The following is a 15,719-nucleotide window of genomic DNA, read 5'->3' as shown; positions in this document are numbered from 1 at the left end:
CAGATGCGGATCGAGGACGTGTGGCCGCTGTCCCCGCTGCAGGAAGGGCTGTTGTTCCACGCCGGATACGACGGGGACGCCCAGGACCTGTACGTGGTCCAGGGCGTGGTGGAGCTGACCGGGACGCTGGACGTGGCGGTGCTGCGCGCGTCCTGGGAGGCGCTGCTGGCCCGCCACGCGAGCCTGCGCGCGAGTTTCCAGCACCGCGCCTCGGGCGCGCCGGTCCAGGTGATCGCCGAAGGCGTGCCGCTGCCGTGGCGGGAGGAGGACCTGTCCGGCCTGGCCGGGCCGGAGGCCGAGGCGGAGGCCCGGCGGCTGGTGGAGCGCGACCGCGCCCGGCGGTTCGACCTGGCGGCACCGCCGCTGCTGCGGCTGACGCTGATCAGGATGGGCGAGGCGCGGCACCGCATGGTGTTCGCCTCGCACCACATCGCGCTGGACGGCTGGTCGCTGTCGGTGCTCCTGGAGGAACTGTCCGAGGTGTACGCGGCGGGCGGCGACGCGGGCGGCCTGCCGCCGGTGACTCCGTACCGGGACTATCTGGCATGGGTGGACCGTCAAGACAGGGACGCGGCGCGGACGGCATGGCGCGAGGCGCTGGCGGGCGCGGACGAACCCACGCTCGTGGCCCCCGCGGGCCCGGCCGACGACGACCCGGCGAAGCCCGGCCACGTGATCGTGACGACGGGTGCGGACGCGGCACGCGCGCTCGCGGCGACGGCCCGCGCGCGGGGCCTGACCGTGAACACGGTGGTGCAGGGCGCGTGGGCGGTGCTGGTCGGCCTGCTGGCGGGCCGCTCCGACACTGTGTTCGGCACCACGGTCGCGGGCCGTCCGGCCGAGTTGCCCGGCGTGGAGCGGATGCTGGGCCTGTTCATCAACACCGTCCCGGTACGGGTCGTGCTCGACCCGTCGAAGCCGTTCGCGCGGATGCTGGCGGAGCTCCAGGACCAGCGGACGGCGCTGATCGATCACCAGCACCTCGGGCTCGCGGAGATCCGGCGCGTCGCCGGGGCGGGCGCCTCCTTCGACACCCTGCTGGTCTACCAGAACTTCCCGCGCGACCCGTCCGGGCCGCTGCGGTTCGGCGGGGTGACGGTCACCGGCGGCCACAGCGAGGACGCCTCCCACTACCCGCTCACGCTGATCGTGACCCCGACCCCGGACGACGGTCTCGAACTGCGCCTGGACCACCGCCCCGACCTGTTCGGCGAGGAGGACGCGCGGGCGCTCCTGCACCGGCTGGCGCGGGTCCTCGATCGCGTCGCCGCCGACCCGGAGCTGAGCGTCCGCGACCTGGACCTCCTGTCCGGCGAGGAACGGCGGCAGGTGGTGACCGGGTGGAACACCACGACCCGGGCCGTGGCGGACAGGCCCCTGCCGGAACTGTTCGAGGCGCAGGCGGCGCGGACCCCGGACGCCGTCGCGGTGGTGGGCGACGGGGTGGAGTTGAGCTATGCGGAGCTGGACGAGCGGGCCAACCGGTTCGCGCACGAGCTGATCGCCAGGGGACTGGGCCCGGAGGACCTGGTCGGCGTCGTCATGGAACGGTCGGCCGAGTCGCCGGTGGTGCTCCTGGGGATCACGAAGGCGGGCGCCGCCTACCTGCCCGTCGATCCCGAGTACCCGGCGGAGCGGATCGGGTTCATGCTCGCCGACGCCCGTCCGGCCCTGATCGTGTGCACGAGCACGACCGCGGGCCTGGTGGGCGATGATGCCGGGGTCGGCCGGTTGGTGTGGGACGATCCCGCGACGTCCGCCCTGCTCGCGGCCCGTCCCGCCACCCCGCCGACCGACGCCGATCGGGCGGCGCCGCTGCGTCCCGGCCACCCGGCCTATGTGATCTACACGTCCGGTTCGACCGGGACGCCCAAGGGCGTGGCGGTCCCGCACCGGGGGATCGGGAATCTGGCCGCGGCGCAGATCGACCGGTTCGCGGTGGGGCCGGAGTCCCGCGTGCTGCAGTTCGCGGCGCTGAGCTTCGACGCCTCCGTTTCCGAGCTGTGCACGGCGCTGCTCGCCGGGGCCGGGCTGGTGCTCGCCGCCGCCGACCGCCTGCCGCCGCAGGGCGCCCTCGAGGACCTCGTCGCCGAGTTCGGCGTGACGCACGTGACGCTGCCGCCGTCCGTGCTGGGCGCGGCCGAGTCGCTGCCGGAGGGGCTGCGGACCGTCGTGGTGGCGGGTGAGGCGTGTCCTCCGGCGCTGGTGGAGCGGTGGTCGGCCGGGCGCCGGATGATCAATGCGTACGGGCCGACCGAGACGACCGTGTGCGCCACGATGAGCCCGCCCCTGGCACCCGGGGCCGTGGACGGCGGCACGGTCCCGATCGGCGAGCCGATCTGGAACATGCGGGTATTCGTGCTGGACGACTTCCTGCGGCCCGTCCCGCCGGGTGTGACCGGGGAGCTGTACGTCGCCGGCGCAGGGCTGGCACGCGGGTATGCAGGCCGGGCCGGTCTGACGGCCGAGCGGTTCGTGGCGTGCCCGTTCACCGGTGGCGGCGAGCGCATGTACCGGACCGGCGACCGTGCGCGGTGGACCGGGGCCGGGGAACTGGTGTTCGCGGGCCGCGCCGACGACCAGGTGAAGATCCGCGGATTCCGGATCGAGCCCGGCGAGATCGAGGCGGTCCTGACCGCCCACGAGCGGGTCGGCCAGGCGGTGGTGATCGCCCGCGAGGACCGGCCCGGCGTCAAGCGGCTGGTCGCTTACGCCGTCCCCGCCGACCAGCCCTCCAGAGTCGACGGGCGGGCGTTGCGGGAGCACGTCGCGGCCCGCCTTCCCGATCACATGGTCCCGGCCGCGGTGGTCGTGCTGGACGCGTTACCGGTCACGGTGAACGGCAAGCTCGACAGGGCCGCGCTGCCCGTACCCGACTTCGCGGGGGCGGTCACCGGGCGCGCCCCCGCCACCGCCACCGAGGAACTGCTGTGCGGCCTGTTCGCCGACGTCCTCGGGCTGGAGCGGGTGGGCGCCGAGGACTCGTTCTTCGAGCTCGGCGGCGACTCGATCATGTCGATGCTGGTGGTGTCCCGGGCCCGCCGGGCCGGGGTGGTCATCAGCGCGCGGCAGATCTTCCAGGAACGCACCCCCGCGGGGCTGGCGCGCGTGGCCGAGACGGTCGCCGACGCTGACGCCTCCGCATCCGAAGCGGCCGAGGACGTGGCCACTGGACGGGTACCGCTGACCCCCGTGATGCGCGAACTGGCCGAACGCGCGGGTCCGGCCGCGCTCACGGGCCGGTTCTGCCAGTCGATGCTCGTCTCCGTCCCGTCGGGGACACGACTGGAGCCCCTGATCACCGCCTTTCAGACCGTCCTCGACCACCACGACGCGCTGCGGGCCCGGCTGGACGCGGACGCCCGGTGCCTGGTGGTGCCGCCGCCCGGCGCCGCCGAGGCGCTCTCCGCGCGGGCCTGCGTGCGGCGGGTCGACGCCGTCGGGCTGCGGGATGAAGCGCTGGCCGAAACCGTGGCCGGGCATCGACGCGACGCGGTCGCCCGCCTGGACCCGTCCGGCGGCGTGCTGGTGCAGGCGGTGTGGTTCGACGCCGGTCCGGAGGTGCCGGGGCGGCTGCTGGTGGTGGCCCACCACCTGGCCGTGGACGGGGTCTCGTGGCGCGTGCTGATGCCCGATCTGGCGGCGGCGTATGCGGGGAACGCGCTGGAGCCGGTCCGGACGTCCTTCCGGCGGTGGGCGATCGCGCTCGCGGAGCAGGCGGTCGGTCAGGAGCGCGTCGGAGAGCTGCCGCAGTGGACCCGGATGCTGGCCGGGCCCGACCCGCTGCTCGGCGGGCGGCCCCTGGATAAGGAGACGGACACCGCCGCGGAAACCCGGCGCGAGGCGCTACGCCTCAAGGGCGAGGTGACCTCGGCGCTGCTGACCGGTGTTCCGGCGGCGTTCAACGCGGGGGTCGACGACGCCCTCCTGGCCGGACTGGTCGCGGCGGTGGACGAACGGCGCCGCCGCCAGGGCCGCCGCGCGCCCGGCGGAATGCTGGTCGATGTGGAGGGCCACGGCCGTGAGCCGCTGGCCGAGGGCATGGACCTGACCCGGACGGTCGGCTGGTTCACCGCGCAGCACCCGGTACGGCTGGACCCCGGCGGAACCGGCTACGCCGACGTGCGGGCCGGAGGCCCGGGGGCCGGGCTGCTGGTCAAACGGATCAAGGAGCAGCTGCGGGCGGTTCCCGGCGACGGGCTGGGCTACGGGTTGCTCCGCCACGTCAACGAGGCCACGGCGCCCGCCCTCGCCGCGCTGCCGGTGCCTCAGATCGCCTTCAACTACCTGGGCCGCTTCACCGCCTCCTCGTCCGCCGCCGGAGACGGCTGGCGGCCCGCGGGGGAGGCGGTCCTCGGTGGGGCCCCCGACCCGCGGATGGCCGCCACGCACGCGCTGGCGGCGTCCGCGCTGGTACGGGACCTGCCCGGCGGGCCCGAGCTGGAAGTGTCGCTGACCTGCCCGGCCGGTCTGCTGGACGCCGGCGAGCTCCAGGAGCTGACGGCCGGATGGGCGGCCATGCTGCACGGCATCGCCGCCCACGTCACCCGGACGGGCGGCGGCGGCCTCACCCCTTCCGACGTCCCGCTGACGGAGATCAGCCAGGACGAGCTCGACGAGTTCGCGGCACTGGCGGAAGACCTGGGGCAAAGGGGGATCGCGTCGTGACAGGTTCCGCGCTGGCCGAGGTCTGGCCGCTGTCGCCGTTACAGGAAGGGCTGCTGTTCCACGCCCGGTACGACGAGGGCGCCCGCGACGTCTATGTGGGGCAGCGGGCGCTCGACCTGACCGGCCCCCTGGACGCCGCCGTACTGCGGGCTTCGTGGGAGGCGCTGCTGGACCGGCACGCGAGCCTGCGCGCGGGTTTCCAGCGCCGCGGCTCGGGCGTCCCCGTCCAGGTCGTCGTCCGGGGCGTGGCCCTGCCGTGGCGGGCGGAGGACCTGTCGGACCTGGACGAGGAGGCCGCCGAACGGGAGGCCCGGCGGCTCGCCGCGGAGGAGCGGGACCGGCGCTTCGATCTCGCGGCGCCACCGCTGCTGCGGTTGCTGCTCATCGGCTTCGGACCCCGGCGGCACCGGCTGGTGATCACCACGCACCATCTGGTGATGGACGGCTGGTCGATGCCCGTCCTGGTCAGGGAGCTCACCCAAGTCTACGCGGCGGGCGGTGACGCGGGCGGCCTGCCGCCGGTCACGCCGTACCGGGACTACCTGGCGTGGCTGGCCCGCCAGGACAAGGACGCGGCGCGGCGGGCCTGGAGCGAGGAGCTCGCGGGCGTGACCGGGCCGACCCTGGTCGCCCCGGCCGACCCCGGGCGGGAGCCGGTTCTGCCCCACCACGTCATCGCGCCGGTCGACGCCGCCCTGACCGAGGCGCTGCGCGAGACCGCCCGCAGGCACGCGTTGACGTTGAACACGGTGGTCCAGGGCGCGTGGGCGGTCCTGGTGGGCCTGCTCGCGGGCCGCCGCGACGTCGTCTTCGGCGCGACGGTGGCCGGACGGCCGGCGGATCTGCCCGGTGTGGAGCACATGCTCGGCCTGTTCATCAACACCGTGCCCGTACGGGTCGGGCTGGACCCGTCACGGCCGGTGGCGGAGATGCTGGCCGAGGTCCAGATCCGGCAGGCCGAGCTGTTCGACCACCAGTACCTGGGGCTGGCCGACATCCAGCGCGCGGCCGGTCCCGGCGCCACGTTCGACACCCTCGTGGTCTATGAGAGCTATCCGCGCAGCCCGGACGGCCCGCCGAGGCTCGGTGACGTCGAGCTCGGCGGAGCCGGCAGCGTGGACGCCTCCCACTATCCGCTCACGCTGGTGGCCACCCCGGGCGACCGGCTCGAACTGCAGATCGACTACCGGCCCGACATGTTCGACGCGGCCACGGCACAGGCCCTGGCCGGTCGTCTGACGCGCGTCCTGGCCCAGATGGCCGCCGACCCGGAGGTCCGGGTGGGCGATCTGGAGGTGCTCGGCGAGGCCGAGCGTCACCAGGTCCTGGTGGAGTGGAACGACACGGCTCGTCCGCTGCCGGATGTGTCGGTGGCGGGGTTGTTCGAGCGGCGTGCGGCGGAGTCTCCGGACGCGGTCGCGGTGGTGTCCGGGGATGTGGAACTGACCTATGCCGAGCTCAACGACCGGGCCAACGGTCTGGCGCATGCGCTGGTCCGGCGGGGTGTGCGGCCCGGGGATCTGGTCGGTGTGCTCATGGAGCGGTCGGCCGATCTGATCGTCGCGTTGCTGGCGGTGTTGAAGGCCGGTGCGGCGTATGTGCCACTGGAGGAACGGCGGCGGGCGGTCGCCGCCGAAACGGGCGTCTCGGTGGTCCTGACCGGCGAGGACTTGATCGAGGAGCCGCGTCCGGACGGCCCGGACGTGCACGTCTCGGCGGACTCCCTGGCGTATGTGATGTACACGTCGGGGTCGACCGGTGTGCCGAAGGGCGTCGCCGTCACTCACGCCAATGTGGTCGCGTTCTGCGAGGACGGAAGCTGGACCGATGAGGTGGTCGAGCGGGTCCTGGTCCAGGCCAACCACGCCTTTGACGCCTCGACCTATGAGCTGTGGGTGCCGTTGCTGCGGGGCGGGCGGCTGGTGGTCGTTCCTCCGGGTGAGGTGGATGCGGTCGAGCGTGGTCGGTTGATCGCTGAGCACGGGGTGACCAACGTGCATGCCACGGCCGGGTTGTTCCGGGTGCTGGCCGAGCAGTCTCCGGAGATCTTCGCCGGGGTCCGGGAGGTCTCGACCGGCGGCGACGTGGTCTCGTCCGCCGCGATCCGGGCGCTGCTGCAAGAGCACCCGGGCATGGTGGTGCGGACCACCTATGGCCCGACGGAGAACACCGCGTTCACCACCCAACTCGCGTTCACTGACGCCGAGTCGGTTCCCGCCTCGGTACCGATCGGTGTGCCGATGGACAACACCCGGGCGTATGTCCTGGACGAGTTCCTGCGGCCTGTCCCGCCGGGTGTGGTCGGGGAGCTCTACCTCGCGGGCGCGGGGCTGGCGCGCGGCTATGTGGGCCGGGCCGGTCTGACGGCCGAGCGGTTCGTGGCGTGCCCTTTCTCCTCCGGACGCATGTATCGGACGGGTGATCTGGCGCGGTGGAACTTCGCCGGAGTCCTGGAGTTCGCCGGCCGGCTCGATGAGCAGGTCAAGATCCGGGGGTTCCGGATCGAGCCCGGCGAGATCGAGGCGTTCCTCGCCGCCCACGAGCAGGTCGGCCAGGTCGCGGTGATCGCTCGTGAGGATCAGCCGGGCGTGAAGCGGCTGGTCGCCTACGTCGTCCCCGCCAACGGCAGGTGCGATGAGGGCGTCCTGCGCGAGTACATGGCGGAAGGGCTGCCGGAGTACCTGGTCCCGGCGGCCGTCGTGGCGCTGGACCGGCTTCCTGTCACGGTCAACGGCAAACTCGACCGGGCGGCTCTGCCCGCGCCCGACCTCGCCGGGCCGCGCGACGGCCGGGGCCCCGCGACGCCGACCGAAGAGGTGCTGTGCGGGCTGTTCGCCGAGGTCCTCGGCCTGGAGACGGTGGGCGCCGAGTCCTCGTTCTTCGAGCTCGGCGGTGACTCGCTGCTGGCCATGCGGCTGGTCGCCCGCGTGCGGGCGGTGCTGGAGGCGGAGGTGAGCATCAGGCAGATGTTCGCCGCCCCGACGGTCGCCGGTATGGCCGGGCTCATCGACGGGGAGCGGCCCGGCGGCGCGCGCGCGGAACTGGTGGTGCGGGAGCGGCCGGAGGTTCTGCCGCTGTCGTACGCGCAGCAGCGCATGTGGTTCGTGAACCGGCTGGAGGCGGCGGGAGCCGGAGCCGCCTACAACATCCCCCTTCCGCTGCGGCTGACGGGTGACCTGGACATCGCCGCGCTGGAGGCCGCGCTCGGCGACGTCGCCGACCGGCACGAGAGCCTGCGGACGATCTTTCCGGCCGTGCACGGCGTCCCGCACCAGGAGATCCTGGAAGGCGCGGTCGGCCGTCCCCGGCTCGCCGTCTCCGAGATCGCCGAGGACGGGCTGCCGGAGGCGCTGGCCGCCGAGATGCGCCGGGGCTTCGACCTGGCCCGGGATCTGCCCTGGCGGACCACGCTGCTGGCGTTGTCGCCGACGGACCACGTCCTGGTCGTGGTCGCGCACCACATCGCGGTGGACGGGTGGTCGATGGGCGTGCTGGCCCGCGATCTGAGCACCGCGTACGCGGCACGGCGGTCCGGGAGCGCGCCCGGGTGGGAGCCGCTGCCGGTGCAGTACGCCGACTACGCGCTGTGGGAGCGCGAGGTCCTGGGCGACGCCGATGACTCCGGCAGCCTGCTCTCGGCTCAGCTCGCGTACTGGCGCGCGGCTCTGGCCGGCGTCCCCGAGGAGATCGCCCTCCCGGCGGATCGCCCGCGGCCCGCGGAGGCGTCGTTCGACGGGGCCTCGGTGCCGGTGCGCGTGGGGCCGCGGGTGCACGCCCGGCTGGTGGAGGTGGCGCAGCGGACCAGGACCACGACGTTCATGGTGGCCCAGGCCGCGCTGGCGGCGCTGCTGGCCCGGATGGGCGCGGGCACCGACGTCCCGGTGGGGGCGGTGGTGGCCGGGCGCGGCGACGCGGCGCTTGAGGACCTGGCCGGGTTCTTCACCAACACGCTCGTGCTGCGCACCGACGTGAGCGGCGACCCGACCTTCACCGAGCTGCTGGCGCGCGTACGGGAGACCGACCTGGCCGCGTACGCGCATCGGGAGCTGCCGTTCGAGCGGCTGGTCGAGGACCTCAACCCGGTCCGTTCCCTGGCGCGGCATCCGCTGTTCCAGGTGATGCTGGCCTTCCACAACATCCCGCAGGCCCGGACCCCGTGGGACCTTCCCGGCGTGCGCGTACGGCCCCTGCCGCCGCTGGAGGAGACGGTGACGGCCAAGTTCGACCTGTCGCTCGCGCTGGCCGAGCAGCGGGACGAGGCGGGCGCCCCCGCCGGGATCACCGGGGACATCCAGTACGCCACCGACCTGTTCGACGAGCCGACGGCGCGGGCGCTCGCCGAGCGGCTGGAACGGGTCTTCGAGCAGGTCGCTGCGGACCCGAAGCTGCGCGTCGGCCAGCTCGACCTGCTCGACGAGGCCGAACGGCGGCGGCTCGCCGCGCACCAGGCCGCCGTTTCGGACCGGCCGGCGCCGGAGGTGACGCTGCCCGAGTTGTTCGAGCGGCGCGCGGCCGAGACCCCTGACGCGGTGGCGGTGGTGTCCGGTGAGGTCTCCTGGACGTACGCGGAACTGGACGAGCGGGCGAACCGGCTCGCGCACGAGCTGATCGATCGCGGCGCGGGGCCGGAGACGCTGGTGGGCGTCGTCCTGGAGCGTTCGGCCGAGCTGGTCATGACGGTGCTCGCCGTGGTGAAGGCGGGCGCCGCCTACGTTCCGGTCGACCCCGGATATCCGGACGGCCGCATCGCCTACATGCTGGCCGACGCGGCTCCCGCCGTCGTCGTGTGCACGAACGCGACCGCGGGCGCGGCGGCGGCCGGCGGTGGCGGGGACGGGCGGCTGGTGCTGGATGATCCCGCGGTCGCCGCGGCGCTCGCCGCACGTCCCGGCACGCCGCCCGCCGATGCCGGCCGGGCCGTGGCGCCGCGCCCCGGGCACCCGGCCTACGTGATCTACACGTCGGGCTCGACCGGCCGGCCCAAGGGCGTGGTGGTCCCGCACGCCGGCGTGGTCCGGCTGCTGACCGAGACGGAGCACTGGTTCGGGTTCGGGCCCGACGACGTGTGGACGCTGTTCCACTCCTACGCCTTCGACTTCTCGGTGTGGGAGCTGTGGGGGGCGCTGGCGTACGGCGGGCGGCTGGTCGTGGTGCCCTATCCGGTGTCGCGGTCGCCGCGCGACTTCCTGGCGTTGCTGGCCGCCGAGCGCGTCACCGTGCTGAACCAGACGCCGTCGGCGTTCTACCAGCTCATGGCGGCCGACACGGAGGCGCCCGCGGCCGGTCTGGCGCTGCGGTTCGTGGTGTTCGGCGGCGAGGCACTGGAACCGGCGCGGCTGGCGGGCTGGTGCGCCCGGCGCCCCGAGGCGGTGCCGGTGAACATGTACGGCATCACCGAGACCACCGTGCACGTCACCCACGCGCCGCTGGACGCGCGGACCTGCGCGGAGGAGAGGGCGAGCGTCATCGGCGTGCCGATCCCGGACCTGCGGGTGCACGTCCTGGACGACTGGCTGCGGCCCGTGCCGCCCGGAGTGACCGGCGAGATCTACGTGGCGGGTCGCGGGCTCGCCCGCGGCTACCTGGGCCGCCCGGAGCTGACCGCCGCGCGGTTCGTCGCGGAGCCGGGCGGCTCCGGAGGCGCCCGCATGTACCGGTCCGGCGACCTGGCGCGGCGGCGCCCGGACGGCACGCTCGAGCACCTCGGCCGCGCCGACCAGCAGATCCAGCTGCGCGGCTTCCGGGTCGAGCCGGGCGAGATCGAGTCCGTCCTGGCCGCGCACCCGAGGGTCTCCCAGGTCGCGGTGGTCGCCCGCGAGGACCGGCCCGGCGTCACGCGCCTGGTCGCGTACGCGGTGGCCGGCGGCGTCGACGGACCGGCGCTGCGGGAGTACGCGGCGGCGCGGCTGCCCGAGCACATGGTCCCGGCCGCGGTGGTGATGCGGGACACGCTGCCGGTGACCGTGAACGGGAAGCTGGACAAGGCCGCGCTGCCCGCCCCCGACTTCGCGGGCGCGGCGAGCGGCCGGGGCCCGGCGACGCCGGTCGAGGAAGTGCTGTGCGGGCTGTTCGCCGAGGTCCTGGGGCTGGAGCGGGTCGGCGCGCAGGCGTCGTTCTTCGCGCTCGGCGGCGACTCGCTGCTGGCGATGCGGCTGATCGCGCGGGTCCGGGCGGTGCTGGGCGCCGAGATCGGCATTCGCGAGCTGTTCGCCGCGCCCTCGGTCGCGGGCGTCGCGCGGCTGGTGGCCGGCGACCCCGAGGGCGCGCGGGCCGAGCTGGTGGCGCGGCAGCGGCCGGAGACCGTGCCGCTGTCGTACGCGCAGCAGCGCATGTGGTTCCTCAACCGGCTGGAGGAGGACGGAGACCCCCTCGCGGTCGCCGCCTACAACGTGCCGATGGCGTTGAGGCTGATCGGCGATCTGGACGTCGCGGCGCTGGAGGCGGCGCTCGGCGATGTGGCCGACCGGCACGAGAGCCTGCGCACCCTGTTCCCGGACGCCGGCGGCGTGCCCCGCCAGGAGGTCCTGACGGGCGCGGCGGGGCGGCCGCGCCTGGTGGTCGGGAAGGTGGCCGAGCGGGATCTGCGGGAGGTGATCGGCGCCGAGATGACCGGGGGCTTCGACCTGGCCCGGCGGCCGCCGTGGCGGGTCCGGCTGCTCGTCGTGTCACCGTCCGAGTTCGTCCTGGTCATGGTCGCGCACCACATCGCGGTGGACGGCTGGTCGATGGGCGTGCTGGCCCGCGACCTGGGCGCCGCGTACGCGGCCCGCCGGTCCGGGAGGGCGCCGGGGTGGGAACCGCTGCCGGTGCAGTACATCGACTATGCGCTGTGGCAGCGCGAGACCCTGGGCGACCCCGACGACTCCGGCAGCCTCATCTCGGGGCAGCTCGACTACTGGCGGCGGGCCCTGCGAGGGGCGCCGGAGGAACTGGTGCTGCCCTGGGACCGGCCGCGTCCGGCGGTGGCCTCGTACGAGGCAGGGACCGTCCCCGTCGAACTCGACGCACGCCTGCACGCGCTGCTGGTGGAGGTGGCCCGGCAGAGGGGCGTCACGATGTTCATGGTGGCGCAGGCGGCGCTGGCGATGCTGCTGGCCCGGGTCGGTGCCGGCACCGACATCCCGGTGGGGACGGTGGTGGCCGGACGCGGCGACGCGGCCCTGGAGAACCTGGCGGGCTTCTTCGTGAACACGCTGGTGCTGCGGACGGACGTGAGCGGCGACCCGTCGTTCACCGAGGTGCTGGAGCGGGTGCGCGAGACCGACCTGGCGGCGTACGCGCACCAGGACCTGCCGTTCGAGCGGCTGGTCGAGGACCTCAACCCCGCCCGCTCGATGAGCCGGCACCCGCTGTTCCAGGTGATGCTGGCCGTCCACAACATCCCGCCGGTGGACTGGGACTTCCCGGGCGCGCAGGTGGCCCCCATGCCCGGCGGATCGATGTCGGCCAAGTTCGACCTCTCGGTGACGCTGGAGGAGCACCGGGACGAGGACGGCTCTCCGGCCGGTATCGGCGGTGAGATCGAGTACGCCGTCGACCTGTTCGACGAGGGCACCGTCCGGGAGCTGGCCGGACGGCTGGTGCGGGTCCTGGAGCAGGTGGCCGCCGACCCGGAGACCGGCCTGGGCGACCTGGACGTCCTGTCCGGCGAGGAGCGGCGCCGTGTCGTCGAGGAGTGGAACGACACGGCCCGGGAGGTGCCGCGCGATTCGCTGGCGGGCTTGTTCGAGGCGCAGGTCGCGCGTTCCCCCGATGCGGTGGCGGTGGTGTACGAGGGGGAGCCCTGGTCGTACGCGGAGCTGGACGCGCGGGCGAACCGGATGGCGCACGAGCTGATCGCGCGCGGCGCCGGACCGGGCGGCCTGGTCGGCGTCATGCTGGACCGGTCGGCGGATCTTCCGGCGGTGCTGCTGGGGGTCATGAAGGCGGGCGCCGCGTACGTTCCGATCGACCCGGAGTATCCGGCCGACCGCATCGCCTACGTGATCGAGGACGCGTCGCCGGGCGTGACGGTGTGCACGACCGCGACCCGGGAACTGCTGCCCGGAGCGGCGGGGCAAGAGTTGCTGGTGCTGGACGACTCGCCTGTGGCGGACCGTCCGGCGACCGCGCCGTCCGTGCCGCTGCACGCCGACGCCCTCGCGTACGTGATCTACACCTCGGGCTCGACGGGACGTCCCAAGGGAGTCGCGGTCGGTCATGCGGCGGTCGTCAACCAGCTGCTCTGGATGCAGGGCCGGTACGGGCTCGCGGCCGATGACCGGTCGGTGCAGAAGACTCCGCTGGGGTTCGACGTCTCGGTGTGGGAGCTGTTCTGGCCGTTGATCGTGGGTGCGGGCGTGGTGGTGGCCCGGCCCGGCGGTCATCGCGATCCGGCCTATCTGGCCGAGTTGATCGTGCGCGAGCGGGTCACCACGGCCGAGTTCGTTCCCTCGATGCTCGCGGCCTTTCTCGAGGAGGAGGGTGCGGTCAGGGCGGCGGGGAGTCTGCGCCGGGTGTTCTCGGGCGGGGAGGCGCTGCCGGCAGGGTTGGCGGCCGAGTTCGGTGAGCGGCTGGGGGTGCCGCTGGACAACTCGTACGGGCCGACGGAGGCGACGAACAGCGTGACGGCGTACACGTGCTCGTCCGTGGCCGGGACGGGTGCGGTGCCGATCGGGCGTCCGGTGTGGAACACGCGCCTGTTCGTGCTGGACGAGTTCCTGTGCCCGGTCCCGGCGGGAGTGGCCGGGGAGTTGTACATCGCCGGGGTCCAGCTCGCGCGGGGATATGTCGGCCGGGCGGGCCTGACCGCGGAGCGGTTCGTCGCGTGCCCGTTCACCGGCGCCGGTGCGCGGATGTACCGGACGGGCGACCTGGTGCGGTGGGACAAGGCCGGGGAGCTGGTGTTCGCCGGTCGCGTGGACGAGCAGGTCAAGATCCGGGGTATCCGGATCGAGCCCGGCGAGGTCGAGTCGGTGCTGGCCGGCGACGCGACGGTCGGTCAGGTCGCGGTGATCGCCCGCGAGGACCAGCCGGGTGTGAAGAGGCTGGTCGCCTACGTCGTCCCGGCCGACGGCGCCGGCGGCGTGGACGAGGCGGCGCTGCGGGCGCGCGTCGCGGACCGGCTGCCCGACCACATGGTGCCCGCGGCCGTGATGGCGCTGGACGCGCTGCCGTTGATGGTCAACGGCAAGCTGGACCGGGCCGCGCTGCCCGCGCCTGACCTGGCGGGCCGGGCGACCGGCCGGGCCCCGGCGACCGTGGCCGAGGAGATCCTCTGTGCGGTGTTCGCCGAGGTGCTCGGGCTGGAGACGGTCGGTGCGGACGATTCGTTCTTCGCGCTGGGCGGCGACTCGATCATGTCGATGCTGGTGGTGGCGCGGTCCCGCAGGTCGGGCCTGCTGATCACCGCGCGGCAGATGTTCGAGCAGCAGACCCCGGCCGGGCTCGCCCGGGTCGCCGAGCCGGTGGCCGCGGCCGGTCCGGCGAAGGCCGAGGACATCGCGACGGGGACGTTCCCGCTGACCCCGGTGATGCGCGAGACGGCCGAGCGGGCGGGCCCGGTCGCGTTGACGGGCCGGTACTGCCAGTCGATGCTGCTGACCGCGCCGCCCGGCCCGGACCTCGACACCATGGCCGCGACGCTCCAGGCGGTGCTGGACACCCATGACGTCCTGCGCGCGCGGCTGGAGGCCGACACCCCCGAGATCGCCACGTGGCGCCTGGTGGTGCCGCCCGCCGGGGCGCCGGCGGGGCGGACCTGCCTGCGCCGCGTGGACGTCGGCGGGCTGGACCCCGCGGCGGTGGCGGAGGCGATCGAGACCCACTCCTGGCAGGCGATGAGTCGCCTGGACCCGCGCGGCGGCGCGATGGTCCAGGCCGTGTGGTTCGACGCGGGCCGGGACGTGCCCGGCAGGCTGCTGCTGGTCGTCCATCACCTGGTCATGGACGGGGTGTCGTGGCGGGTGCTGCTGCCCGACCTGGCCGCGGCGTACGCGGCGGTGTCCGCCGGACGCGAACCCGACCTGGAGCCGGCCGGGACGTCGTTCCGGCGCTGGGCCGAGGAACTGGCGGCCCAGGCGGCCGGTACGCGGCGGACCGCCGAACTGCCCGAGTGGAGGCGGATGCTCGCCGGTCCGGACCCGCTGCTCGGCGACCGGCTGCCCGATCCGGCTCGCGACACCATGGCCGAGGGCATGAACCGGGTCGCGCTGCCGGTGCCGGGAGAGGTGACGTCGGCGCTGCTGACCCGGGTCCCGGCGGCGTTCCACGCCGGGGTCGACGACATACTCCTGGCGGGCCTGCTGGCCGCGATCGCCGAACGGCGCCGCGGGCAGGGGCGCGACCTGGTCGGCGGGGTGCTCGTGGACGTGGAGGGCCACGGCCGCGAGCCGCTGGACGACGACATGGACCTCACCCGCACGGTCGGCTGGTTCACCAACGGATATCCGGTGCGCCTGGATCCGGGCGGAGCGGATCCCGCCGGGGTGCGGGCCGGCGGCGAGGCGGCGGGTCACCTGGTCAAGCGGGTCAAGGAGCAGCTGCGGGCCGTGCCCGGGGACGCGCTGGGCTACGGGATGCTGCGCTACCTCAACCCGGAGACCGCGCCGGTGCTGGCCGCGCTGCCCACCCCGCAGATCTCGTTCAACTACCTCGGGCGCTACGCCACCTCCGAGGCGGACGGAGCCCCGGCCGCGGGCCGGCGGGCGGAGGTGCCCTGGCAGCCCGCCGGGGAGACGGCGCTGGGCGGCGGCGCGGACGCGGACATGGCGGCCACGCACACGCTGGAGGCCGCCGGACTGGTGCGGGACCTGCCCGGCGGGCCCGAGCTGACCGTGTCGCTGACGTGCCCGGCCGGGGTGCTCGACCGGACGGCGGTCGAGGAGCTGACCGCCGGGTGGGTGGACATGCTGGGCGGCCTGGTCGCTCACACCGCCGATCCCGAGAGCGGCGGATACACCCCGTCCGACTTTCCGCTCGTGGCCCTCGCACAAGATCAGATCGAGGAACTCCAGGCGAAACTCGCGCAAGGAATGGGCTGAGCCCGGCGGCGCGGCCCGGAAACAATTATC

At 74.3% G+C, this 15,719-nt stretch carries 2 protein-coding genes; both read left to right on the top strand.

Annotation, left to right across the window (positions count from 1 at the left end):
• The first annotated feature begins 3 nt into the window (after positions 1 to 3).
• Entirely contained in the window at positions 4 to 4,668 is a 4,665-nt protein-coding gene (locus ACZ466_RS10735) for an amino acid adenylation domain-containing protein (protein ID WP_378288866.1), read from the top strand.
• The gene (locus ACZ466_RS10730; RefSeq protein WP_464043338.1) at positions 4,665 to 15,689 is read left to right on the top strand and encodes a non-ribosomal peptide synthetase; all 11,025 of its coding nucleotides are present in this window, start codon (positions 4,665 to 4,667) and stop codon (positions 15,687 to 15,689) included. The genes ACZ466_RS10735 and ACZ466_RS10730 overlap by 4 nt, the downstream gene beginning before the upstream one ends.
• The last annotated feature ends 30 nt before the right edge of the window (positions 15,690 to 15,719 follow it).

The sequence above is a fragment of the Actinomadura rugatobispora genome, from assembly GCF_055379765.1.
Note: the sequence above shows the minus strand (reverse complement) of the source record. Positions and strands in the feature narration are given on the sequence as shown.

Excerpts from the sequence above, each read along its gene's own strand:
- ACZ466_RS10735 (WP_378288866.1), top strand. The coding sequence starts at position 4 with ATGCGGATCGAGGACGTGTGGCCGCTGTCCCCGCTGCAGGAAGGGCTG.